At 38.0% G+C, this 24,869-nt stretch carries 20 protein-coding genes; 4 read left to right on the top strand and 16 right to left on the bottom strand.

What is annotated here, in order from left to right; genetic code table 11:
* The first annotated feature begins 71 nt into the window (after positions 1-71).
* Positions 72-2,417: a restriction endonuclease gene (locus ACLCDV_RS06535; protein ID WP_411973195.1), complete on the top strand. Its 2,346-nt coding sequence runs from the start codon at positions 72-74 to the stop codon at positions 2,415-2,417.
* A 42-nt stretch (positions 2,418-2,459) separates the two neighbouring features.
* Positions 2,460-6,686, top strand: a complete 4,227-nt coding sequence (locus tag ACLCDV_RS06530) for an NACHT domain-containing protein (protein WP_411973194.1) — start codon at positions 2,460-2,462, stop codon at positions 6,684-6,686.
* 199 nt (positions 6,687-6,885) lie between these two features.
* Here the strand turns inward: ACLCDV_RS06530 and ACLCDV_RS06525 are convergent, their stop codons facing one another.
* From ACLCDV_RS06525 to ACLCDV_RS06450, 16 genes are all read right to left on the bottom strand, one after another.
* Complete coding sequence (locus ACLCDV_RS06525) at positions 6,886-7,425, bottom strand: hypothetical protein (protein ID WP_075991512.1); 540 nt, start codon at positions 7,423-7,425, stop codon at positions 6,886-6,888.
* Between the two features lie 391 nt (positions 7,426-7,816).
* On the bottom strand, positions 7,817-9,466 hold the full coding sequence (locus ACLCDV_RS06520; RefSeq protein WP_411973193.1) for an RNA-binding domain-containing protein: 1,650 nt from the start codon (positions 9,464-9,466) through the stop codon (positions 7,817-7,819).
* Between the two features lie 106 nt (positions 9,467-9,572).
* Positions 9,573-11,786 (bottom strand): DNA/RNA helicase domain-containing protein, encoded by a 2,214-nt coding sequence (locus tag ACLCDV_RS06515; protein ID WP_411973192.1) that lies wholly within the window; start codon positions 11,784-11,786, stop codon positions 9,573-9,575.
* A 10-nt stretch (positions 11,787-11,796) separates the two neighbouring features.
* On the bottom strand, positions 11,797-12,126 hold the full coding sequence (locus tag ACLCDV_RS06510) for a nucleotide pyrophosphohydrolase (RefSeq protein WP_411973191.1): 330 nt from the start codon (positions 12,124-12,126) through the stop codon (positions 11,797-11,799).
* Positions 12,127-12,249: 123 nt separating this feature from the next.
* Positions 12,250-12,696: a nuclear transport factor 2 family protein gene (locus ACLCDV_RS06505; protein WP_411973190.1), complete on the bottom strand. Its 447-nt coding sequence runs from the start codon at positions 12,694-12,696 to the stop codon at positions 12,250-12,252.
* Positions 12,697-12,847: 151 nt separating this feature from the next.
* Complete coding sequence (locus ACLCDV_RS06500) at positions 12,848-13,177, bottom strand: metal-sulfur cluster assembly factor (protein WP_070565732.1); 330 nt, start codon at positions 13,175-13,177, stop codon at positions 12,848-12,850.
* Positions 13,178-13,214: 37 nt separating this feature from the next.
* Positions 13,215-14,477, bottom strand: a complete 1,263-nt coding sequence (locus ACLCDV_RS06495) for a hypothetical protein (RefSeq protein WP_411973189.1) — start codon at positions 14,475-14,477, stop codon at positions 13,215-13,217.
* A 1-nt stretch (position 14,478) separates the two neighbouring features.
* A complete protein-coding gene (locus ACLCDV_RS06490) occupies positions 14,479-15,306 on the bottom strand; it encodes a DUF2249 domain-containing protein (protein ID WP_075991506.1) in 828 nt (275 codons plus the stop codon).
* Positions 15,307-15,320: 14 nt separating this feature from the next.
* Positions 15,321-16,247 (bottom strand): iron-sulfur cluster repair di-iron protein, encoded by a 927-nt coding sequence (gene ric / locus ACLCDV_RS06485; protein WP_075991505.1) that lies wholly within the window; start codon positions 16,245-16,247, stop codon positions 15,321-15,323.
* Positions 16,248-16,276: 29 nt separating this feature from the next.
* The gene (locus ACLCDV_RS06480) at positions 16,277-17,044 is read right to left on the bottom strand and encodes an ABC transporter permease subunit (protein ID WP_070565740.1); all 768 of its coding nucleotides are present in this window, start codon (positions 17,042-17,044) and stop codon (positions 16,277-16,279) included.
* Positions 17,045-17,051: 7 nt separating this feature from the next.
* Positions 17,052-17,765, bottom strand: a complete 714-nt coding sequence (locus tag ACLCDV_RS06475) for an ABC transporter ATP-binding protein (RefSeq protein ID WP_075991503.1) — start codon at positions 17,763-17,765, stop codon at positions 17,052-17,054.
* A complete protein-coding gene (locus ACLCDV_RS06470; RefSeq protein ID WP_070565743.1) occupies positions 17,762-19,012 on the bottom strand; it encodes a nitrous oxide reductase family maturation protein NosD in 1,251 nt (416 codons plus the stop codon). The genes ACLCDV_RS06475 and ACLCDV_RS06470 overlap by 4 nt, the downstream gene beginning before the upstream one ends.
* 10 nt (positions 19,013-19,022) lie before the next feature.
* Positions 19,023-19,472, bottom strand: coding sequence for a nitrous oxide reductase accessory protein NosL (locus tag ACLCDV_RS06465; RefSeq protein ID WP_083295915.1), 450 nt, complete (start codon positions 19,470-19,472; stop codon positions 19,023-19,025).
* Positions 19,459-20,073 carry a hypothetical protein gene (locus ACLCDV_RS06460; RefSeq protein ID WP_198386050.1) on the bottom strand — a complete coding sequence of 205 codons (615 nt, stop codon included), beginning with the start codon at positions 20,071-20,073 and terminating at the stop codon, positions 19,459-19,461. The genes ACLCDV_RS06465 and ACLCDV_RS06460 overlap by 14 nt, the downstream gene beginning before the upstream one ends.
* An 11-nt stretch (positions 20,074-20,084) precedes the next feature.
* Positions 20,085-22,073 (bottom strand): Sec-dependent nitrous-oxide reductase, encoded by a 1,989-nt coding sequence (nosZ, locus tag ACLCDV_RS06455; RefSeq protein WP_083295916.1) that lies wholly within the window; start codon positions 22,071-22,073, stop codon positions 20,085-20,087.
* A gap of 59 nt (positions 22,074-22,132) precedes the next feature.
* Positions 22,133-22,609 carry a cytochrome c gene (locus ACLCDV_RS06450; protein ID WP_313157349.1) on the bottom strand — a complete coding sequence of 159 codons (477 nt, stop codon included), beginning with the start codon at positions 22,607-22,609 and terminating at the stop codon, positions 22,133-22,135.
* Between the two features lie 262 nt (positions 22,610-22,871).
* Here ACLCDV_RS06450 and ACLCDV_RS06445 point away from each other — a divergent pair, with 262 nt between their 5' ends.
* Both ACLCDV_RS06445 and ACLCDV_RS06440 read left to right on the top strand, forming a co-directional pair.
* Positions 22,872-23,483 carry a Crp/Fnr family transcriptional regulator gene (locus tag ACLCDV_RS06445; protein WP_075991501.1) on the top strand — a complete coding sequence of 204 codons (612 nt, stop codon included), beginning with the start codon at positions 22,872-22,874 and terminating at the stop codon, positions 23,481-23,483.
* Positions 23,484-23,527: 44 nt separating this feature from the next.
* Positions 23,528-24,763 carry a hypothetical protein gene (locus ACLCDV_RS06440; RefSeq protein WP_411973188.1) on the top strand — a complete coding sequence of 412 codons (1,236 nt, stop codon included), beginning with the start codon at positions 23,528-23,530 and terminating at the stop codon, positions 24,761-24,763.
* The last annotated feature ends 106 nt before the right edge of the window (positions 24,764-24,869 follow it).

Here is a 24,869-nt window from a genome sequence, read left to right as displayed (position 1 = left end):
TCTTGTTTGAAATTATAGAAATGCGAATGGAAAGATAAGGATAGATGGAATAAATAATAGAGAATCTTAAAATGAATTATAATCTCGAAGTATTAAATGATAAAGAATTTGAGAGCATGTCGAAGGATCTGCTTGAAAAGATATTAGGAGTTCGACTTCAAAATTTTAAAACAGGAAAAGATGATGGAATAGATTTAAGATATTCTACCTATAATATTAATGAGATCATCATTCAAGCCAAGGCCTATACGAAATCGACCTATTCTAATTTAAAATCAACATTAAAAAAGGAGAAAGAAAAAATGTCTATGCTTTCTCCGCAACCTCAAAGATATATCTTAACAACAACCTGCCATCTATCACCCAAACAAGTCGATGACATTATCAACATAATGCATCCATTTATTAAATCAGCTCAAGATATTTATGGGCGAGATAGAATAGAATCGCTGATTAGTGATCATCATGATATTGAAAAAAAATATTATAAGCTTTGGCTTACCAGTACAAATGTTTTAAAGGCTATACTTCATAACGGACAGCGGTCGCAGTCAGATTTTCACCAAACTAAAATATTAAAGAATGCCAGTCTTTATGTACCTACGAAAAACCTACAAAATGCTATAGACAAATTAAATGAGAATAAATTTGTAATAATTTCAGGAGAACCCGGGGTTGGAAAAACAACGCTAGCTTATATCTTAATTTGTGACTTACTTGGAAAGGGGTATGAACTAATCAATATTGATGAGAAAATCAGCGACGCATTACATTTATTGTCCGAAGATCCTGAAACTAAACAGGTTCTTTTTTTTGATGATTTTTTGGGAGCAAACATTAATGCGATACTTAATCCGAAAAATACAGAGAATAAAATTATAAGCCTTATTGAACAAATAGAATCATCAAAAAACAAATTTCTTATCTTAACTTCAAGAACTACTATCCTTAATCAAGCTAAAGATAATTATGAGCATTTTGCACGCCAAAAATTTGATAAAAGATCTAAATATGAACTTGTATTAAACAATTACACTCTTTTAGATAAAGCTAAAATTGTATACAACCACCTTTACTTTAACAATATGGGTGATGAATATAAGATTCACTTTTTTGAAAACAAAAGTTATTTAAAAATTATTGAGCATAAAAATTATTTCCCAAGGTTAATTGAATTCATTACTGACCAAAAGAATTATGATCATGAATATTATACCACAGTGGATGAATTTATCTTTAAAAATTTGGACAATCCCCGCGAAATATGGAAAGTTGCGTTCGAACGGCAACTTGAGGATGAAGACAGATTTTTATTATTATCACTTTTTTCTTTTGCAAAAACTCGCGTACGTCATGATGAACTAGAGCATGCGTTCAACTGTCGATATAACTACGAAATTCGGGAAAATGGAATACATAAAAAATTAGATCCTTTTAATAGATCCTTAAAAAAATTATTAGGAAGTTTTGCCTCATCTATAAAAACAAAAGATGGAACTAACGAATATCAACTTTTGAATCCATCAATCGCTGATTTTTTAATAAACTATCTAAAAAAAAGCAAAGAGGAAAGAAATAGAGTCATATTTTCGATAAGTTCGCCCAATCAACTTCTAGGTTATTTCGACAGAACAAGAAAAGATAAGATAATTCTCGATGATTATTTTATAAAAGAATACTATCCAACGTTCGTTAATTGTTTAAATAACGTAATGAACAAACATTACGGCCATGTAATTTTTGACATAATATATTGCCTAGATCAATTCTTTAGCCCTAAAACAATTAATGACACAAATATTTTCATAAAATATTTCAACGACCTATTAAACTTAGGATACGAGGCTTATGTCTTCTCCCCACGGCTAATTACTATTCTTAAAAGTGTTAAATCCTGTTATCCCGAAAATATAATAAAAATAGTCACTGATAACTGGAATCTTTTAATGTTTTTAGTAATAAAAAATGCATATGAATCAGATCATCTCTCAGAGGTTAGAGAACTTCATGAACTTTATGAAATTGATTTATTCAAAACAATAAGTGTTCAAGAAATAAAGGAGGAGCTGACCCTTAAAATCAACAGCTTGTTCGATGAATATGTCAAAGATTATGAATTAGTAGTATCTGACAATGATGTGCTAAAGACATATCACGATACAGATGAAACCTATACAAGATCTTATATTAACGATAAGTATTGGGAATCATATGACTCTTTCTTCAGTGATTGTGGACTTATAGATTTCTATGAAAATTTCAATCATGATTTAGATATTGACTCTTACAGTTTATTACATAAAATTTTAGATCGTTATAGCTATGAAGAAGACGATTATAGCTCGGAAATTACACATGATATAGACTATAGTCGTAATGAAGAAATTCAAATGATTGAAGACTTATTTGAAAAATAAATACAACAATATAGCAGGTATCTCCATATTATATTTCAACAAATGATTAAAAAAGGTTTAGAATTTGAATTAATAGCATTAGAATTCCTAGAAAGAATTTTTATAGAACTTGGATATACAATTACCAGAAGGAGAAATCAGAAAACTGGAACACAAGACGGATATGATTTACTGATAGAAATTGTAACAAGTAAATATAAAAGCTACACTGTTTATGCAGAATGTAAAGACTATAATAGCAATTTAAGTTACACGCTGGCGCTTGAAAAAATTCCTCATATAATTTCTACCCATAAGACAATAGACCTTCTATTATTCGTTTCACCTTTTGAAGATTTTAAAAACCCGAACGAACCTTCCAAACTTGAAAAGTTTTATGATAAAATAGCACCTGAATGTCCAGTTCAATTCCTTACGCCTGAATACCATATAAAAGAATTTTTTAGCTTGTATCCTGATTTGTTTAAAAAAGTTTACGATGGAGATATAGGACAAGTTATCGAAAAAGAACGGCAATTATTACTAAATAAATTCGATAAACTTATATTTTCTGATAGGAATCTCGCTAAAATAATAATCGAAGAAACGGATAGGCATATTTATATAAGTTCAATTCAACAACAACCTTTTCATATGGAAAGGTCTTTTAGAACAGCTCCTCTACGGGATCCATATTTATGGAGTAATCCAGAGAATACTCTAGAAATAGATACATTAATATCGAGTAGTCAGAATGGTGTTGTAATATTAGGAAATCCCGGTTCAGGAAAAACAACGGAATTAAATTTTATGGCTGTCTCACTATGGGATGAACGTAATAGCAACGAAATCATACCTTATTTTAAATCACTCAAAAATTTTAATTCTAATTCTACAATCTCTGAGATATTACCCAATCGTTATGAGAAAATCCCCTTCCTACTTGTGGTTTTAGATGGACTCGACGAAGTCTATGACGTTACAGACTTTAGCAATAAGTTGCGATCATTTATCGATAGTAAGAAAGTTTCGCCGAGGAAAAACAACATTAAATTTATCATCAGTTGCCGGACTTCTATTTACAATAAAATAGTCAAAAACTTAGATGGATTTACCGAAGCATATCTTAACCCAATTGTGGATGGACAAGCGATAAGATTCTTAAGGGATAAATTTGGGATAGACTTTATTAACGAGCATCGAAAATTCAATTTTTGGAAATATGCAGATCTCTTAGAAACACCCTTCTATCTTGAACTTATAGGTGAAAACTATTTAAAAACTGGGGTTATCGAAATATCACGTTCTAAATTGATATCGCAATACATCAAAAATAGGCTCGATCATGATGAAAAAGACAAATTCAGAAATACAAATTATAGCGAAGGTCTTCATTTAGAACAAGCAAGAAAGCTTGCTTTTGCAATGGAAACAATGCAAATAACGTCTATTGAGGATTCTAAGGCACGGGCTATATTGGGAGAAATAGATACTCTAGCTAAAAATCCATTTATCGAACAGTCTATAGATAAGAAATGGAGCTTTGAACTGAAAAGCGTACAAGAATATTTCGTAGCGCAAATATTGACCCAAATGGATATTGACCAACTTCTTGATCTAATAAAAATAGATGATAAAATCTGTAAAGTGCATCCTGCATGGTATAACGTAGTAACACTTTTATTAAATATGGAGTTTGAGCAAGTAAACGCTTATGAAAAGCTTATTAATTGGCTTATCAAAAACGACATCGAAATGGTATTCCAAGCAGATACCGAATTAGTGTCCGATGAAATTCGAAATACAGTATTGCAAAAGTATTTCCAAGATCACTGTATAGAAAAAACACTATGGGTCAGCGATGATGGCACACTTGGAACATTTAGCGATACGTTACCAAATATTGAGTATTTATTTGATAAGGCGATGAGTAAAGAACTAAATTTACGGACACGCCAGTCTGCTATTATTTTACTCAATCATATGTCATTGTCTAATAAAGATAATGCTACAAAGCTAGAATCCCTTTTGTTCCAAATAATGAATGAGTTTCAGGACAACGAGGTTGATTTTCTTCAAATTATGGAGAGAACCATAGCGCTTATAAAACGAGTTGATAACGATAAAAAAGAGAAACTAATAGAACAGATCAAAAGCTTTGTTTCTATTTATGATTATAAGGAATTTGTCAATCAAGTAATCAATCTAACTAACGAAAACAACTTTGACCGTCATCAAGATTTTATTCTTCATATTCTAAAAAAATCCATCAATGAAATATCATGGAACAAAAAATCAAAATATGGATCAGTAATTTCCACAAAAGAAAAAATATTTACACTTTTTAGCCAAATCAAAGACAATGAAGCTCTCATTTATTTATTGGAATTTATTCTCAAACGTATAGGCAACCACAAACTAAGAGAAAAATATGTAGCAAAATTTATTAAACACTGTTCTTCGATAATTCGTCCAGCAACAAAAAGCTATGGAGAAAAATTAACTGAAATAATTTGTGATGTTATAACCACTGACAGAATTTATCATTTAGAACAAGACCTTTTGGCATCCCTAGCAAAAGACTGTTTAGTTGATGAAGGACTATTTAAGAAATTAATAGCTTTAGAAACAGAAAATAATAGTAATATTTATTTTCTGGAGACGATATTAAAGGCAGAATATTATGCTCATATTGTTGACGTTTATAAAAATGGTGTTTTAGAGGACCTTTTTCTAATCAAAGTTCGCAATACAATGCAATACGACTGTTTAGAAAAAGCAATACAGTTTGAAAAATTTATTGAAGACAATACAAGATTTATATTTCCAGATCGGATCGAACAGTCTACTGTTCAAGACGAAATTGCTTTTAATAGAAGTTCAATTCAAAGAGAATTTGATGTAAAATTTGACTTGCCACTGCTAAAAAAGCAAATGGAAAATATCTTTCTACACTATAATACATCCTCTCTTTCTTTTGAGGAAGTTGACAGATTCTGGGATGAGTATTACGATATTATTGAATTGAAAAAGAATATAAGTGAATACGCCAAACACTTCCTTTGGAAAATTCTCAGAGAAGACTATAGGGCGGATCAAAAACTAAAAATTGAAGATCTTGACAAAGTTCTTGAAAATAGAAGACTAGATCGTTTCGAAGATATTTATCAAACTCTATCAGAAAATAACGAATTGTCTATTGTCGTTCAAGATTTTCAAAAAAAACATATTGAATCCTGGATAATAGACATTAAGCCAATGATAGAGTGCTTTTTAGATAACCCCGAATCCAGGATAACTTCTAATGAGTTAAGAACTATTAATTCATTTCTCAACTTTGTCCGTTATTTAAAATTTTCGGGATTTGAAGAGAGTTTTTTACTTCAGTTGATTGATTTTTCAAAATATACATTGTTTGATTTTGATTTTATTGATGAAATATTAGGAACAGAGAAAGTTGTATTAAAAGTATTAGAAGAGTTGAAATCAATCTCCGATCTTGAGATAAAGCTTCCTTTTCTAGCTTATCTAAGATCAAAAGAAATTTCTTTTGATAAAGATGAATATGGAATTGAAGAAGATCTAAAAAACAGTATTCTTGGAAAGAATTACGATTGTGCAAGGAAAGTTGTTGAGCTTTGTTATATAGATAATCCACCTATCTTAAAATCGGTAGCCAACTTATATCTTGAGAAAGATGAAGATTATTACTTTCTCCCCTTTATCTTAAATACATTATCAGATCTACGGGAATATGATTTTATTAGAAATTTTATAACAGACAACTATCAATTACTCATTGACAAAAAACTACTAGATGAGCCTACCGCTGTTAGACATCTTGTGAAAACAAATGGAGAATTTGCCTTTATAAAACTGAAGGCATACATTATAGCTAAAACAAAAAATGCTGGCGACACCTACTATGATCTAGAATATCAAAATTATTCAAATCCTAATTCTATACGGACGTTATTGGAAATTATAAAACATTGCCTTTCGTTACCCGACCTTGATAATATCTTCAACGGCTGGTTTAAGCCAATCACAAAAATCTCCGAGGTATTTGTATGTATTGGAAAAAAAAATGGACTGGAAACTAGCAAATATATTCTCAAAGGTCTTGAGGATATTGTGCCTTTTGATGATCCTAAAAATAACAACCGGTTTTATCATGAACGTTTGAAAAATGATATCACTGACGTTATTTATAAACTTACTTCTACTCCATACACGTTTCAACGCGCCATGCAGTTTAATAGAGAGCATGAATATATTTTTTTTAACTGATAATATTAATATCAATACAAATCTTGAAACCTAAAATTACGGAGATCAATATCTTAATGATAGCAGAACTCCGTAATTTATAATCTAAAAATTTAAATATTATTTTTTATCTGTCTTTGGCCTTACTGGATATTCCTCAGATTTTTCTCTTCGCACCGGCGGCGGCGGTGGTAAACTTGGCTTTGGGTTTTTACTCATATCAATTAACTTTTAAATAGAATACTAAAAACATCAATAAAACTCCTAAAATTATTATAATTGAAAATAACATTTTAAAAGTATGGAACGCGTTAGCTCGTCTGTCATTCGTACGCGTATTATTCTCATTGCAATCTGAATACCATTTAATTGTGTCTTCTTTCAAAGAAGAAGTTATAAAAGAATTATCCTCTTTATGTTTTGCAGAGTATGCCTTAATCTCTTGATACCTCTCTAGGATTGCTTTACTTTCTGGAAATGTACAATATTCTCTTTTAAAACCAAAAAAGACATACACAAGTGATAATATAGCACCTATAATAATTATTAACATTGATCCGATCATGCCTATAAAAGTAGCTTTTGAGCACGGAGATAACGTGTCTGAATAAACCTCATTGATTACATAAAATAACCCAGCGATAATTAAGCCTAACACTGTGACCGGCAGTGATAAATTATCTTCGAATTTATCTCTTCTACCAAGTTCATAATGATACTTTTCTTTTAATAATTCTATCAAATATTCCTTACTTTCCATTAACATATGATACTATTACATATTCCGATTCTTTCCCTTTAATCATATTCCCCAACTTCTCCTAATTCTTTTCTTAATCTTTCTCCAAGCTCTTCTACTTATCTTTTTCCTAGTTCTTCTCCTAATCTTTCTACTTGCTCTTCTACTTATCTTTCTAATTCTCTTTCTACTTGCTCTTCTACTTATCTTTCTACTTGCTCTTCTACTTATCTTTCTACTTGCTCTTCTACTTATCTTTCTACTTGCTCTTCTACTTATCTTTCTACTTGCTCTTCTACTTATCTTTCTACTTGCTCTTCTACTTATCTTTCTACTTGCTCTTCTACTTATCTTTCTACTTGTTCTTCTCCTAATCTTTCTACTTGTTCTTCTCCTAATCTTTCTACTGCGATCAATTCGCTAACTCCCACATAGAATATTTGAAAGTGCCTTTATTGACAATTTTATTATGATTTTTAAGTTTAGTTATTAAATTGTTGACTTTCCTTTTCCGCTGCTCATCCGTCATCCAGTCCGGCAATTTATTCCATAACAATTCATCTATTTCCGAACGTGACATACTATGATGCTGCGATATTGCTTTTAAGATAAGATCTCTGTAATATTGATTGTCAAAGGCCTTATTTTTCGTATAGCCTACTTTATCACCAGATTTCTGAGCGACATGTAAGCCAATAAAATAATTAGGTTTTCGCCCCTCAATCAGTTTTTTACGCCTTAACTCACTCTCCTCGTAGTTACTTAAAGGCTTTTTCTTCTGCACCTTATCCAGTGCCATAATATCTTCCAGGGAGAGATCTTTATGCTGCGCTAATAAACGGGCATAGTCCAAATTCAAGACTTTACCTGAGATAGTGACCTTAACTTTGTCATCCGACAGATCATAGTCGGGCAGAGGAAAGTAGCGTTCCCGTTGAAAATTAAAGATCTTTTTGATCCCCCCTCCCGCAGTATCGACCATCTTAAGATTGAACATAGCGGTGGCTAAAAACTTATTTCGATAGAATTCTTCTGGTGCATCTTCAATGACAACCTTTTCTACACTACCAGGAATAAAATTACCATAGTTGGTAAAAACCAACTGATCCTCCATTTCGACAACATTAACGCGTGCTCCTTTTGTGTAATCTTGATGGGCTATACAATTGTTTATAGCCTCGCGAATGGAAAAAGGCTCATACTTAGAAACCTCGGCAGGGAAAATCGTCCCCTCTTGCATATAGCGATATTTAATGTTTCGTATCTTGGCAAATACTTTTTCTACCGAAAGAATGAGTGGAAGGCCAAATATATCGTAATCAATATCGTTATTTTCCGTATCCACTAACTTCCAACGTATCTTGACATCCGCTGGATTTAAGAAATGCTCAGACTCGTCTTTACCCAACAGGATAACAGCAGTCCGAGTGACTTTCCCCTTGACGGTTACTTTAGCTTTGTTGAGAAAGGTGATATCATCCCATTTGTCCATTTCCTCCGCTTTGTCCGGAAACTTACTCTTATAGTTTCTTCTTGCTAAAGCTATCGCTTCTTCATCAAGATCTTCTATCGTAGCATCTGGAATTACCGCTGCGCTCCAGTCATGTTGAGTCGCCTGTGCTCTAATTCGTTCTATCTTTTCAAGATTAAGAGGCACCAATTCTTCGCCATCTCGAGCATAATAATGCCCATCAAAACTTACAGGAATACCACGTGGCGCTGCTGGTATCTGAAACATGAGCACACGTCCTCCTCCTTTAATAACCTCATGGATCTCGATAAAGGTAATCCGATTGGTGGTTTTGCTTGCTATTTCTCCCTTAAGCTTATCTAGATCGGAGCGCCCTATCCGATAATTGGTACCAACAACAGTATGCTTCTTATCCTCAACACCAAAAACTAACCATCCAAATGGTTTACCACAAAGATTAGCTTCATTGCTGATAGCAGAGAAGTATTTTCCCAGTTTAGTGAAGTCATAGTTATTTTTGGCTTCCTTAAACTCAACGACCTCATTCTCCGAGGATAAACTTAAGAGTGTTTCAAGTACGTGGGTATTCATTAAAGTGAATTATTTACAATTGGCATGTACCGATATCTTTACATCGATTAATCATACAAATTTAAGGAAATACTTCCAATTGTTATTGATTAATGAAGCAACTTTACTATAGCACCTGTCTAAATACGCCGATCACCTGGAGATCTACAGCCTCCTCATCTTTCAATACAATGGGACTGTATGAGTCGTCTGAAGATTTGGGTAAGAGGATAATTTCCTGATGTTGCCAGCCCTCTTCCGTAATGGTCTTCTTACTCGAATATTCTTTAATGGTATAGTTTGCTCCAAAATCGCGATCTTCAAAACTACGGGATTCAACCAGACAGATCAGACCATTTCTGGAACCACCTTGATAGCGCTCGAATAAACAGATCGAACCATTGGGAATAATCTTATTCATGGATTCCCCAATCACTTTACAGGCAAAATAACGTTTTGGATCCTGATAGCGTCCTTCAACTTCAATATACTGCAAAGTCTCACTTTGCTGCAATTCGGAAAAATTGCCTGCTGCAATCTCAAGATCATAATACGGTATAGAACTCGCTGTAGGTTCATAACTAATAGGACGTGAAGGAATAACTTTTGACTCGTTTCCGCTATTTCCTGTCACAACCTCCATATGTTGACTTAAATAGGCTTTAAGATTCGAATTGCACACATAAACATATACTCCACGAATCCCCCTAAACATCAATGTTTTGTATATATTTTTAACATAGAATAATAAATCCAGGTCATCGGTGCTATTCTTCCCATTCGTATCTTTATATTCATCCCGATACACCACGATAGTTTTAGCAATAGGATCATAGTCGATCTCTCTACCAAAAACAATGGCGATATAATTTAGGTCATTGCCAAATACGGTGTGTATACTTCCTACTTCATTTATCGCATTTTTTGAATTGATCCAATCTTTAGCTGTCGAATTCCAACGAAGATCTATCCCCTCAATGGTCATATCATACAGATGCCTGTTTTTTTTATCCTTGGTCTTATATTCCCAACTAAAGCCCGCAACCAATCTCGACAATCCCGTCTCTGCTTCTTTGTGGAAAACCTGGTCTCGCATCGCTACAAAACTGTCAAACAGCTTAAGCTCAAAATCATTCGATTCAAATCTTTCGTTAGGCAACATTTCCAAGTCAAACAACCGATGGACGAAATCAGTGAACAGGTCACCACCTTCAGAGCGAATCTGCGTCTGCAAGCGTACACTATCATATGCCTTAGAGTTCTTTAAAACTTCAAACCTTGAAGGAGGTAAATCAGTCGTACGGATAGATTGGTTGTTGTCATAAAAGAAAATCTGATTTTCCGACTGCTTCAAAACCCAATCCAACTCTGTTCCTTCGTTGATATCAAATCCAAGACGCATATTACTCTTATCAAAATCTCCATAACCAGATATATTTTTGCGTCTGCGCAAACGATGGGCCTCATCCACTAAAACCACCTTGTATGTTCGTTTTGAAATATCTGTTGGCGATATAACCATACTCGAACTGAGCTGATCAATGTCTTTAAACACCTTCTGCAAGGTACTGCGCAAGGAGGTCATCGATACGACAAGAGCGACTTGATCTTTAAGATCTTTTTCATTTTCTACTGTAATACCATGTTTGTCTCGATATGCATTAAGCAACCCGAATGCTTCCATAGAGAATTCATCCTTCATCTCAAACTGTTCAAAATAGCGTATGGGCGTAACAAGCAATTTAAGCACATAAATCGCAATGATAGTCTTACCAGTACCTGCATTCCCATGTATAAAGATACCTTTTTTGTCGTCCACGAGCATTTTCAAACAGGCCAGAACTGCCTGCTGCTGATCTAGGTTCAAACTCTTGTAGGGTGAGTACTTAAAAACGTTGCTGTTAATGATCTCTTCGAAAGAAGTGCGTGCTATTTTAAGTTCTTCAAGTTGTTTCCAGATCTGTGGAAACAATACTTCATATTCTTTCTTCTGGTGATAGTAGTGCCCGTTATTGCCAAGGTTGGCATTGATCAGTTTCAGGCCTTTTTCTGCTGAGAAAAGGTTGATCAGGAATGCTTCTAAATGTAGGGTAACGGATTTGTTGAACAAATGCGAATATATCGCATGTCGGATTAATAGGTCTTTCTTGCTGTCGTGTCTATTATGGCTTGAAAAGCGGTTCTTGATATCGATAGATTCACCGATATAGATTGACCTTTTATCGTTGAGCAGATAAACCAGTGCGCTGTTATAAAAATCTAGTTTGCTATCTGTATCCTTAACCTCTCCTGTGCTACCGACGGGAACAATATGAACTTCTTTAATATCCAATTCTGACATGCGTTATTAATTACAGTTCATTATACTTTTTAGCAGTTCCTTTGGCTTTTTCGACTGGATATTTTTCATTGTTGAGTTTCATCTTGTCCTCCACGATCTGCTTAACATCAAGCCCTTGCTTATCGGCAAGCAATAGCGCATACATCAGTACATCTGCAAGCTCATTTTTCAACTTGTCAGGATTGGCATCTTCATTTCCTTTCCACAAAAAAAGCTCCAGAAGCTCAGACGCTTCAATGCTCAATGCAACTGCGAGGTCCTTAGAATTGTGAAACTGTTCCCAATCTCTCGCATCTCTGAATGCTCTCATCTGTGCTATTAACTGCTGAATATCCGACATGATAAATCTTTTAACTAAAAACTGGTCTTTGTCCAAATATCCGAAATATTGTTTAGGAATGAAAGGAAAAAGCCACATCTCACGATATGGCTCTACAACATATATATTTATTTGAGATGGCTCTTATTTATAAGAATTGATCGATTTGGATAATTTCCAGTCATTGCCCACACGCTCCAAGGTAACTAAATCTGTTTTGGTGAAGTTTTCAAATTTCAACGTTACTTTAGCCACCATATAGTCTGCCGATTCCTCCATGATATCGGTGCTTACTGTACAGTTTAGCTTTTCGCCTTTTTGTTTTTTCAAGGATTTAACCACTTCGCTACGGCTGTTATTTTGTGCATTGGAAGCTTGGATCTTTTGATTAAAATCAGCTGCAAATAACTGCTCTACACCTGCTGATTCTCCTTCAGTCGTTACCGCAACATAGTGCTCTAAAGCGAAATCTGCTGTAGAAAGGTTAATATTAGCTTTTGTTGCTTTTGCTCCCGGTCCTTCAGCTGCCATAGCGAAAGTTGATACTGCGATTAAGGCTGCTGCTGCGAATGTTTTTACCAAAGTTTTCATAATGTCTTTTTTTATAGTGTTAGTTTTGTTGTTCTTATTTGTTGACTCAAAACTACAACACAATAGGCCCCTAGCCTATTGACTTTAGACTAACAATCGGGAAAACTCGGTAAATGACGGAAATAGGGAGGTGAATTTATTCTTCAAGAAATCATTCTCGTTCCAATAGGCTCTTTCCCTCTTCGCTGATCCGATCGGGAGTCCAAATAGGATCCCAAACGAGCTCGATAATTATTGCCCGCTGTGGAAATTGCTGTTGCAATGTTTTTTCAACGCCATGAACGATAGAGTCGCCCATCGGGCAATAGGATGAAGATAACGTCATGGTAACAACAATACGACTGGGATCGGTTAAATTAATATCATAAATTAAGCCCATATCTACGATGTTGATCCCCAATTCGGGATCCATCACAAGCATCAATACCTGAACAGCTTTTAACTGATCGGAAGCCTCCGGTTTTGTTAGATCAATTTTCATGGTATCTTTCATTAAATATATAGGCGAGGTGCGTAGTTTATTTACTTTTTCTTTGATGAAAAACTACTTTTCCGACATTGACAACATAAACAGCAGCAAGTGCTGCCCAAAGCCAGGCTGCACAGTATAATGCCCACCTGAATCGACCGGCTACAGCAACCGCCATGACGACAAGCGCCACTAGGTAAAGATAATATTGTATAGAAAGTAATCGCTGACTATAAAGTTCCTTGGGCAAAGGTATTTTTTTGATGCCATTGAGATCTTTATAGCGCCAATTCCAGATCATAAAAGGCAGGGTCTTATAGGTCATCCCTAAAATAATACCCGTTAACCATCCAAAAAACACCCATACGGCATATAAATTCACCCAATTACCAGACTCCTGCCGGACAACCATAGGTAAGGTGAGAAACGCGAACAATAAACTCAAAAAGGAAATGAAACTATGTTTCATCGGAATATCCAGTACCTTACGCGCCCGGTGCACAAAACAATCCACGACAAAAACGGCCCAGCAAACTACTCCCAATAGCACTATTGCTCCAAAGGTAAGAGATCTTAATCCCACAGGATGGCTGTATCCGTCCAATAAAAAAAGTACCAATCCAAGGTTTATCAAAATGACCGAAACATAAAGCCACTTTGTTTTGGTGGATTGTCCCAAGAGAAACATCGGCAGCATCTTCGCTCCCGCTCCCAGGATCAACTGCAAAAACCAACCAACAATACCGACGTGGGCGTGTAGCTTTAGGATATCGACGTGACTTTTTGTTAGAAAACCATGGGCTAAATTAATGGCAAGCAAAAGGCCTAAGGTGGTTGTAAAACAAAGCCAGAAGGCCGAGAACGTAAAATAAAGGCGTAGTTCAAATAGATGCTCCACATCTTTAGTCGTCATCCACAGCAAGTAGAAGTACAGGTAGGAGCTGAGCGTAATCAATAGCCCTCCAACGCACATGAGTAAACCGATCTTGAAATACCAGAAACTATAAATCAACACACAGGTTCCCGATGTCAATAGGATATAACTGAAAAATGCCAATTTGGAAGAGCGAAGTGAACGTTCAAAAATAACCGGCACCAGCTGATACGCCGCTCCATAAATCACCATCGTGCCCCAACCTAGTGCTAGGCTATGGACGATTGCCAGCACTTTTGGTTGAAAATGGTGCCCAAAGAGCTGCCCCCCGCTAAAAACCAAGAGGAAGCTGAACAGTAGAAAAAAAATGCCCGCAGTGATAAAAAACGGCAATACAGCATACGCTTCTGGGCTCTTATGAATAGCAATATGTGCCATTTTATTTAACGGGGTAAATTAACAGATGGACATCTCCAGGATGTTGTTCATGGATGAAAATCCGATAAGAAAAATGATCCAGTTCTTCTAGTAAATGGAGCGGAACCTTCCGATGTTTTACATAGACAACCTCATCGGCTTTCAGTTGAGCAAGGGCCTCAAGAATTGATTCCATGGGCTGCGGCATAGGCAATGTCCTGACATCCAATGTAACAAGTTGAAGCGCGGAAAGTCGCGCTAATTTCTGCTCAAAAAGTCGTTTCGGCACAAATGAAATATGATCGCCCTCAGCAGGCTGAACGGACAGCACTGTATCTTTTTTATAAAAGTAACTTCTGAATTCACCCTCCGCCCATTCGTGGCTATAGCTTGGCACTCCACGCTCCTCCATACGCCTAATTAATGGAATGGGGACAAATGAATTGCTGATGCAAAGAATCCCTCCTGCGACGAGTGAGCGATACAACTGAAAAATATCTTTTAATGGATCTTGCCCCATTTCCAATAGGGGTCTCACATCGAATACAACCGTCACTGCTGCATCATCCATCCAACTTGGCCGCTCTGCTGCATCGAATGGATCATTGACTTTCTCAGCTCCATCTGACATCCAAATAAAGCCGAGCGGTACCAGCGCAGCACGAAAATCTGCAACCGAACATCCGCCAATTTTTGCTGCTTCGCCTATGGAGACCCGAGGGGCCAGTATCCGACGCAACACCGGGATCCGGATCTTACGCAAGGGTTTGGCAATAGCTGCAATGGCTTCAATGCTTAAGTCATTATAGCTGATCAGTTCTGAAATCTTGGTATGCTGGTTTATCCGCATGGCTTTTCTAGTTTTTAATTCATTTGAACACCGTAGCTCGCGAGCAACTTTGGAAATAAAATATTATTCTCCAGGTGGATATGCTGCAAAAGATCGGATTCGAAAGATTCGATCTGTGAAAATAATGACGTGTAGGAATTGCAGGCATTGGCTGGCAATGTGTAATTTTGGGTAATTTTGCGCAACTGCTGAAGTTCCTTTCCTGAATCTTCGTGTTCGGAAATCAAAAATTGAATGAGCTGCTCTACCTGTTTGCTGGTCAATTCTTGTTCATTCTTGGTTGCCGGAAAGAGCTGCTTCTCCTCTTTATCCAAATGATGGTAAAGGTCATCAAGAAAGGCATCGAGTTCTTTGGACAAGTTGACCAGCTCGGGATGCTGCTGTGCATGCACATCGGCCACTTTATGTGCAAGTTCCTGAATAATCGGTCCTTTTTCCCGGACATACCGATGATGAACATTCTTAATATAATCACTTAAAAAATCGATATCCCAATCTTTAAAATTTAGCGGTGGGCCGGCTATAGGAAGCTCTTCGGATTGGTTTAACCGTCTGCGCAATTCAATTTCATCGAGACCAACACTATGAGCGGCCTCCTTAAGCGTCTGCTTACCACCGCAACAAAAATCTACCCCAAGCTGTTTTAAAACTTCGGCCTTGCGGATATCCTTGGCAGCAATATGGCCAACGGTTTCCAGTGTTTCGCTTTCGAGCGGTTTGCCAAGGCGAACCTGCCAGTATTCGGGCCCCGATTCAAGATAATTCCAAATGAGATCCTTTCCACGTTCACCCAGCAACTGATAATAGAGCGGTTTAGGATCATGATCGTTTTTGATAATAAATGACTCGCCCGAATCCAGGGCATCGAAGTGATCAAATATGGTCGGGTGTTTAAGTCGAGGTTCTATATTGAAAACCTCCAATAACGGTGATTTAATCATGATAATAGTATTAAATGGTCAATAAATTATTATAAATCCTTTTTCTTAAAATAGCGAATAGATAGCCCTAGAGGAATGAGGCACCAGAGCAACATGACCAACAGGGTGATCGCAATGCCGAATGTATTACCGAAGAAATCCCGAAATATCGCCCCTGTATAGCCCATCATCGCGGATAGATCGACCTGTAATAAAATAAGGATGCGACAGATATCGATGGGATTGAGCATGGACAGTGCAACCATTCCATGTTCGATGGGATAATCCGCAAACTGAAATAGGATGAAAAGCACCAGTGCGTCAAAAAGCAGCGTGAAATAAAGCCAAAGCAAAATTGCCAATCCTATCCCCTTCGACTTATCTCTGATCAATACAGATGTCCACATCGCGATCGAAACGAAAATCAAAGAAAGTAACAGTCCGCAACCGACCAAAGTAATTCCCGAAGAGCTAAATGCATAGATAAAAGTTGGTATGCCAACGCCAATAAAAAAAGCTAAACTAAGTGCACCTGCCAGACCCACATACAGGCTGCCCCAAATGCTTTGCCGTTGCAAAGGCTGACTGACAAGGCAATTGATAAACTCGGAACTCTGGTAGATATAGATGCCTGAAAAAATGATACTCATCAGCGGAACTACAAACAACACAATATTCAGTAGACTGAGTAATCCCTTTTCATAGTTGTCCTCCATGCTATAGACCGTCATGGAAAGTACAAAGAGTAATATGGTGTAGCATAAAATGGTCTTGTTGCGCAAGAGATCCACAAAAACGTAGCGTATAATTTTATTCATCTTTTCTCTAATTAGACAGGTCGCGGTTCTGCATCAAATAAGCGATTGCTTTAGATAGCTTTTCAGTACCTGTATCTTCTTTTAATTGCTGCAAACTCTTATGAAACTTCAGCTCTCCTTCCTGCAGAAAGACAATCTGCGATACAAATTCATCGAGATCACTAAGCACATGGGAACTGATGATGATCAGTTTACCGCGTCCGATTTCTTTTTTGATTTTATCCTTGAGAATTTCGGTAGACAGAGGATCCAGTCCTGCTGTAGGTTCATCCAGGATGAGTACTTTGGGGTCAAACATAAATGCGATACAGGCACTTACTTTTTGTCTTGTGCCACCGGAAAGCGTTGCCATCCGTTTTTCCAACAGCTTGTCCACGCCAAAAGCCTGATAAAGATCCGAATCCGTCTGGGGCTGTTTACGGATATCTTTGATCATATCCAGGACCTGTTTGATGGACATATTCTCAGGATATTGACCGATCTGCGGCATATAGCCGATATGGTTCCGATAAGCCCATTGCTGTCCAATGTCCTGTCCTTCAAAAGTGATCCGTCCGGCACTCGGCATGACCATACCTAGGACAGACTTGATCAAAGTAGTCTTACCACTGCCATTGGGGCCAATTAAGGCAACGCATTCGCCGCCATTCAAGGTCAGATCAATGCCCTTTAATGCATTGAATTTTCCAAAGCTTTTCGTTAACTGCTGGATACTAATCATACTTTTATTGATTTCATGCGAGGCTTATCGTCTTTAAGCCCCTCGGGTGTCAGACTTGGTAATAGCTTTTCAGTCCGGTCGAACAACATGGCCATAAAACTTCGAAAAAGTAACATCGCCGAAGGATAGCGCTCAACCATCATCGAGAATAGGCTTACGGGACGAAAAGGGATATCCCCAAATCCGTCTTTGTCCAGATCGTATCCCTCGTATTTGTCCCAATAGTTATGCACAAAGCTGTTGAGTGTAAGGGTACCATTGGTGGCAACATCAAAGGTATTCTGAAGAAAATTATTGTCTTTAAGCACATTGTCCATACAGCTCGACTGAATCTTGAGCCCCCATCCGTTGCTCTTAAAATTGTTATGTTCAATATGGATACGATTCGATCCTTCCATAAAAATACCCGTGGTATTGCGGCTAAACTGATTGTTGATGATCTGACTATCGGAAATATCTTTGAGCAACAATCCATAGGCGGCATCGCCCCAATTCTCTTCGAAATTATTGTTTTCCATATGGACATGCTTGGTATACATAACAGCTACACCTGCACCATTGCTGCGAAAGGTGTTTGAGATGTAACTGTTCTCATGGGAAAACATAAAATGGAGACCATAGCGCAGATTTTTTTCAGAAAGATTGCCCTGTACTCGAGTATGGGTCACAAACTCAAGATAAATACCGTCCCTATGTCCAGACACTTCATTATTTTCAACACTTAAACTATCTGATTTCCAAGCATGAATACCATTACCAATCAGCTGCTCCGCTGTACCAAAAGCTTTGAGGATATTGCCCCGTATTTCAACGTTTGTAGCATTCTGCGCATAAATCCCGAAAAAATTGTCCACGAGCTCATTGTCAAAAATTTTGATATGCGCTGTATTGTAAATTTTAATACCGGCAATATCATTCATGGAAGAATGTCCCGAATGCTGTATTAAAAAGCCTTGAACAGTAACCTGCGGTGATTTGATCGAGAGCGGTTCATATTTTTTCTCGCCGTCCAGCACAGGTTTTCCCAGGCCTTTCAGGAAAATTGCCTTATCAATAACAATATTCCCCTCCTTATACACACCCGCCGCTACTAAAACGGTATCACCTGATTTCGCTTGTGCTAAGCCAGCCTTTATTGTTCTGACCGACTGCCCCTTTCCTACCTGGATGGTTGTCGCCGATACAGGCACGTTTACGAGCCAAAGACAAGCCATTGCACAGTACAACGCTAAAGCTAGATTCTTCATTGTTATTCATTTATTTCCACAGATCATTCCAGGTCATCACCGTGCCACCGATCTCTGCTTTGACCTTATCCAGTTCCACCCGTTTTTCAAATACAGCAACATTGCCTCGCATTGGGCTTTTCAAGGCTTCACTTTTGAGATAATATGCACCTTCAGCCGGTACGAGCTTATGGCTAACATAATCCGGCAGGTAATAAACGGCAATCTCTTCTTTTTTGACCGAGTTCCCTTTGACAAAGGCGATCATACATTGTACGTCATCAAAATTAAAGACCCGTCCCTTTTTTGTCTGCAGCTGCGTACCAAAACGCGCGTCCGTTATTGTCATCTTACAGTGGGCACATTGCTCGCTACCGTATTTAATAGGCTTGGGTTTATTGTTGCCCTGACAGGCCTGCAAACTACATAGAACCAGCAATATACTACTACAGATCAACGCAAATAATTTATAGTTTCTCATATGATTTTAGTTTTAGGGTTTTATTATTTTGCCACTCCCGCACTGTACAAAAGGCCAAGATAATTCCACAGAGTATAAAGATCCATCCCCCGATATCAGGTATAGAATAGGCGCCAAAATTTAAAAGCTGTTTGTATCCGATCAGTGGTGGCTGATAAGACATTCCGGGAACTTTTATCGGTGCAGATGGATCGAGCTGATGCCCATAGTTGTATTCCCAGATATAAAAGTCAACCAGGGCTGCGACTCCAAAAAGCAGAAAACAAAAGAATAAGCCATAGAGCAGTTTTCTATTCTGCACGAAACCGGTAAGCAAAAAAGCAAGCGCAAAAAATAAGATGATATAGGGCAAGACCTTAAATTCTATGAAATCTTCCGCATGTAGCGTTTTCATCCCGATATAGTGGTTCAGTCCATTGATAATATCAACTTGTCCGGCCAACTTGTTGCTATAGATCTGTAGTTCTAGCCCTTCTGGGTATTGTGCTGCGTCGAGCTCAATACGCCAGATGGGTAGGAAGATGACCGCTACCAGGGCCAGGCCACTCAGGATCAAAAGAATCCGATGTACTGCTGACAGGTGACTTGTAGTTTTCATCATTGTAGGTTATATTAATTGGTCTTCTCTTGCGGTTGATTGGTTCCCAGACTATAAATCAACGGAACATTGTTTCCTTTTTTTGAGATACGGATATACCCCTGCATCTCTTGGTGTAACGCGCTACAAAAATCCGTACAGTAGAACGGGAATACACCTACTCTATCTGGAACCCATTTCAATGTCTGTGTCTCTCCCGGCATAATGAGCAATTCTCCATTCTTTGCGCCTTTGACAGCAAAGCCATGCGGCATATCCCAGTCCTGCTCAATATTGGTCACATGGAAATAGACTTCATCGCCTAGTTGTACACCCTCGATATTGTCCGGAGTGAAGTGTGAACGGATGGATGTCAGGTATACATGTACCTGGTTACCTTTACGTTCAACGCGTGCATCTTTGTCTCCTTTGGCAACAAATGGGCTGGTATTTTCTTCAATTTTAAAAATCTTCACACTTTTGTCTTTCACTTTCTCCGCTTTGATAGCTTGCGCATAATGTGGCTCACCAATGGTCGGAAAGTCTAACAACAATTGCATTTTGTCTCCCGAGATATCAAACAATTGGGCACTCTGAGCCAACTCCGGTCCTGTAGGGAGAAAGCGGTCTTTCGTAATCTTATTATAGGCGATGACATATTTGCCTTCTGGATTTTTGGTATCTCCACCAGGTATCATTAAATGGCCTGTTGAGTAAAATGTTGGTGTACGGTCGAGCACCTTTAAATCCTTAATATTCCATTTCACCAATTCGGAAGACACAAAGAATGACGTGATTGCATTTCCTCTGCCATCAAATTCTGTATGCAGTGGGCCCAAGCCAGGTTTTTGGACTTCGCCGTACAGCGCAGATTCGTATTTGATAATTGGGATACCACCGAATTTTCCTTCGAATTGTTTTTCCTGGATTGCTTTCTGCATCTTAGCGAACGAGAATACAGGTATGACCGCAGCCAGTTTACCCGACCCTACAATATATTCGCCTGTAGGATCAACGTCGACACCGTGCGGAGATTTTGGGCAAGGGATATAGTAGCATAGCCCCTCCAGCTCCTCTGCCTTCAATACGATCGTTTCTGTATTAAAAGATGTTTTTGCGGTATGTGATTTCTCGTCGTAAGTGTTATGGGCATACTTCAACCCGGTAACCTTTTTCCCTTTTCCGGCTTTCAAATACTCTTCGGCTTTTTTCCAGTTGACGGCCAATATAAAGTCTTTGTCATTTTTGGATGCATTGACCTCCAGCAATGTATTTGCCTGTTCGGTATTGTAGGTGGAGAAGAAGAACCAACCATGAGAAGTCCCTTTACCGGCTCGGCTCAGGTCATAGTTTACACCGGGTGTCTCAATCTGAAAAGCCAATTCCATGTTGCCATTATCCTTATTGACGCTGACAAAGCTCAATGTTCCGCGAAAATTCTTTTTAAAGGTATTGATAGGTACATCGCCCGACTCACCGTCCAGCGGAACCGAAAATCGCGTTCCTGCAACAACATATTCGGTATTTTCAGTAATGTACGGCGAAGAGTGGTTTCCACCGCTGTTGGGGAGTTCGAGTACTTCAGCCGTACGAAAAGTTGTCAGATCCACCCGGGCAATACGGGGGGTATTGTTGGCATTGACAAATACCCAGCGGCCGTCGTAGTTTCCATCGGTTTTCGAAAGCTGCACGTGGTGTAAATCATCCCAAGGTACATTGCCATGGGACGTTTCGAGCATCGGTTTAGTTTCTTCACTAAAACCCCAGCCCTTTTCGGGATCTAGTGAAAAAACGGGTATTACACGCAATAATCTGCCGGATGGAAGTCCATAAACGGAGAGCTGCCCACTAAATCCCCCGGATACGAAATTGTAGAATTCATCGTATTTCCCTGGGGCAACATATACCTTCTCAGCGGCATCACCACTCACGGCGGCTCCCGCTCCTTTGGGTTTACAGGCATGGAAAGTCGATAACATCGCGCTCGCCATTAGGCTCGTCAATATGTATTTTGTTAAAGTCATTCTATTCTTATTTTAAGGTTAATACCTATGCAGCTTTGTTGATTCTTATTCAGCTTTTATTATTTTACACCATCATTTTGTCGCATAAACTCCAATACCTTTCGGGCTTCCTCGTCCGTTAGATTTTGGTTAGGCATCCGGACCATGCATAGTTCAAGTTGCGCCTGTAATTCCGGATCCTTATCGATCATCGGATCAGGATTAGTGATAAAATTCATGATCCACTGTGGTTTTCTCCGTTGTGTCACACCTTTCCATCCTGGCCCGACTAGTTTCTCGTTGGTTAGCTTGTGGCAGGAAGCACATTTCAGGTCAACAATCAATTTTCCGGCTGCGGCCATTGGTGCATCCAAATGGTCAGCGATTTCCACTTTGTCAAATTTTCCCTCACCGCGGTGAGGATCATATCCACTGGCGTCATTTGCCGAAGCCCCAGATTCATTAACACTGTTGGCAACGGTCTTTTTCTCGCCATTGTTTGAGGAACAGGAATAGATAAATAATCCCATCAAACAACATACAATTAGCTTTCTCATCTTATTTTGGTTTTGTGTTCAAACTTGATTGTGTTTTACTTAATCCAAAGGTATTATCGAAGCGTGTAGCCATTTTATGAGGCAAATCATAAAATGATTCCGGTGAGAACAAACCATCAATCAAAAACAATAAAACACTATATATAAGCACATTAACACCATATTGATTTTCATCACTCATTCCCGTGATCAACATCAAGATCTATTTTGTGACACTACTATATCTTTACGCTGTGTAGTAAAAACTAACTTATATCGAACGATGATTCCAACCGCAATACTTCTCGAAAAGGGAGCGAGCAGCCTACATGCCGATATTGGTGAAATACTTTTTCATGAGGATAGCATGGCCACATTTTATTATCAGTTGTTAAGCGGGCGAGTTCGTCTTTCTAATTTCTTATCAGACGGTAGGGAGGTCCTCCACAATGTTATCTGTGCCAATGAGGGCTTTGGAGAAGTAGCGATATTGGACAATGGCGTTTATACAGTGACGGCAATTACCGACAGTTCATGTACATTACTGAAGATCAGTTCGAAAAAATTCATCGAAATCATATATGAATATGGCAACCTACATCGTTTGGTATCACAAAAGATGGCGCGCGAACTACACTTTAAACTCTTTATGATCAAATTAATTTACAATCGTTCACCGGAGGAGATCCTCTCCAATCTGATCCAAAAGTTAAATGAAAGCAAGAGACTCGTTTGTCAGGAATGCAACCGACTTATGCTTACGCGCCAACAATTGGCTAATATGACCGGGTTAAGAGTAGAAACAATCATCCGGACAATGAAGCAAATGGACAAGGAAGATAAATTGAACATTATCCGCGGAAAAGTTTTTGTTCCGGCCGATGGTATTGATTGAAGCTTGAAACAACGATGTTTCAGCTATCGGAAAGAAATCAACGTATGAATAAAATCAGTAGCTATTTAAGTATCAGGAAATGGATCGTCATCACCCTATTCAATTTACTTATTGTAGGTATTTTCGGGTTGATTATGCGCTTAAAATTTTTATTTCCCATTCCTTGGATCGACCAGAAAAACCTCATGCATGCGCATTCGCATTTTGCTTTTTCCGCCTGGGTATCCCAAGCTCTTATGATTTTTCTCATAATGACCGTTCTGGGAATAAAAACCAATCAGATTTTGTGCAGGAAATATCAGCATATCCTATGGGCTAATTGGACGGTTTCGATAGGCATGCTTATTTCCTTTTCAGCTGCTGGCTATAACCTATGTTCGATTATATTATCCTTTTTATCGATACTTGTCTCTTATTGGTTCTGCTTTCAATTAGTGCGGGATCTTAAATCATCGACGCTTCCTCCGGCCATTTCGATCTTAATTAAGTCGGCACTATTTTTCAATATATTTAGTTCACTAGGGACCTATTTTCTGGCATATCTCAAAGTGAGCCACCAACTGGATCCATTAAAACAGCTTGCATCAGTCTATTTTTATCTTCATTTTCAGTATAATGGCTGGTTTTTCTTTGGCTGTATTGCTCTGTTTGCCAGTTGGCTGTATAAACGTACTGGTAAAATACCAATAAGTCCGCGTTTTTCGCTCGTGTATGTCATGACTGTTATACCAACCTATTTCTTATCTGTTCTATGGTGGAAGGGTTTACCCCTGTGGCTATATATTATTATAGTCATTACAGTCGGATTGCAATTTGTCCTGTGGGGAACATTAGCACAACGAGTCGTCCGACTGGTCCGAAGCAATATTTCACTCCGCTTAAGCCCCGATACATCTAAACTTTGGTTATGTGTCCTGTTTGCCATTTTTCTCAAACTGATATTGCAAGGCATATCGGTCATACCTGCTCTGAGCCAACAAGCTTATGGATTTCGACCAATTGTTATTGCTTATCTTCACCTCGTCCTTTTGGTGGTAATATCACTCTTTTTAATTGGGTATGCTTTTCAGATTTGTATGTTAAAAATCGAAAAAGGCATTCACTATGGCGTTTATGGCTTACTTGTTGGAATCTTTTTGAATGAATTTGTGTTAATGTTGCAGGGGCTCGGTGGATTTATACATTATTCTATCAGGGGAACACATCATGTGCTGACGGTCGCTGCAGCTATTATTGTTGTCAGCCTCTACAGGATAACGCAAACCCAATTACGCAAATGATGCTATTAGCATAAGCCATGAGAGATGATCGATCATGAAATAGCTAGAAAATAAGCCACATCTCTCGACATGGCTCTACAACATTTATATATTTATTTGAGATGGC

The sequence above is a fragment of the Sphingobacterium sp. Lzh-3 genome, from assembly GCF_046764375.1.
In the GTDB taxonomy this organism is placed as follows: domain Bacteria; phylum Bacteroidota; class Bacteroidia; order Sphingobacteriales; family Sphingobacteriaceae; genus Sphingobacterium.
This window is presented reverse-complemented; position numbering and strand designations above follow the sequence as displayed.

Coding starts and splice junctions, on each gene's coding strand:
- ACLCDV_RS06535 (WP_411973195.1), top strand. CDS start 72: ATGAATTATAATCTCGAAGTATTAAATGATAAAGAATTTGAGAGCATG.
- ACLCDV_RS06530 (WP_411973194.1), top strand. CDS start 2,460: ATGATTAAAAAAGGTTTAGAATTTGAATTAATAGCATTAGAATTCCTA.
- ACLCDV_RS06525 (WP_075991512.1), bottom strand. CDS start 7,425: ATGGAAAGTAAGGAATATTTGATAGAATTATTAAAAGAAAAGTATCAT.
- ACLCDV_RS06520 (WP_411973193.1), bottom strand. CDS start 9,466: ATGAATACCCACGTACTTGAAACACTCTTAAGTTTATCCTCGGAGAAT.
- ACLCDV_RS06515 (WP_411973192.1), bottom strand. CDS start 11,786: ATGTCAGAATTGGATATTAAAGAAGTTCATATTGTTCCCGTCGGTAGC.
- ACLCDV_RS06510 (WP_411973191.1), bottom strand. CDS start 12,126: ATGTCGGATATTCAGCAGTTAATAGCACAGATGAGAGCATTCAGAGAT.
- ACLCDV_RS06505 (WP_411973190.1), bottom strand. CDS start 12,696: ATGAAAACTTTGGTAAAAACATTCGCAGCAGCAGCCTTAATCGCAGTA.
- ACLCDV_RS06500 (WP_070565732.1), bottom strand. CDS start 13,177: ATGAAAATTGATCTAACAAAACCGGAGGCTTCCGATCAGTTAAAAGCT.
- ACLCDV_RS06495 (WP_411973189.1), bottom strand. CDS start 14,477: ATGGCACATATTGCTATTCATAAGAGCCCAGAAGCGTATGCTGTATTG.
- ACLCDV_RS06490 (WP_075991506.1), bottom strand. CDS start 15,306: ATGCGGATAAACCAGCATACCAAGATTTCAGAACTGATCAGCTATAAT.
- ric (WP_075991505.1), bottom strand. CDS start 16,247: ATGATTAAATCACCGTTATTGGAGGTTTTCAATATAGAACCTCGACTT.
- ACLCDV_RS06480 (WP_070565740.1), bottom strand. CDS start 17,044: ATGAATAAAATTATACGCTACGTTTTTGTGGATCTCTTGCGCAACAAG.
- ACLCDV_RS06475 (WP_075991503.1), bottom strand. CDS start 17,765: ATGATTAGTATCCAGCAGTTAACGAAAAGCTTTGGAAAATTCAATGCA.
- ACLCDV_RS06470 (WP_070565743.1), bottom strand. CDS start 19,012: ATGAAGAATCTAGCTTTAGCGTTGTACTGTGCAATGGCTTGTCTTTGG.
- ACLCDV_RS06465 (WP_083295915.1), bottom strand. CDS start 19,472: ATGAGAAACTATAAATTATTTGCGTTGATCTGTAGTAGTATATTGCTG.
- ACLCDV_RS06460 (WP_198386050.1), bottom strand. CDS start 20,073: ATGATGAAAACTACAAGTCACCTGTCAGCAGTACATCGGATTCTTTTG.
- nosZ (WP_083295916.1), bottom strand. CDS start 22,073: ATGACTTTAACAAAATACATATTGACGAGCCTAATGGCGAGCGCGATG.
- ACLCDV_RS06450 (WP_313157349.1), bottom strand. CDS start 22,609: ATGAGAAAGCTAATTGTATGTTGTTTGATGGGATTATTTATCTATTCC.
- ACLCDV_RS06445 (WP_075991501.1), top strand. CDS start 22,872: ATGATTCCAACCGCAATACTTCTCGAAAAGGGAGCGAGCAGCCTACAT.
- ACLCDV_RS06440 (WP_411973188.1), top strand. CDS start 23,528: ATGAATAAAATCAGTAGCTATTTAAGTATCAGGAAATGGATCGTCATC.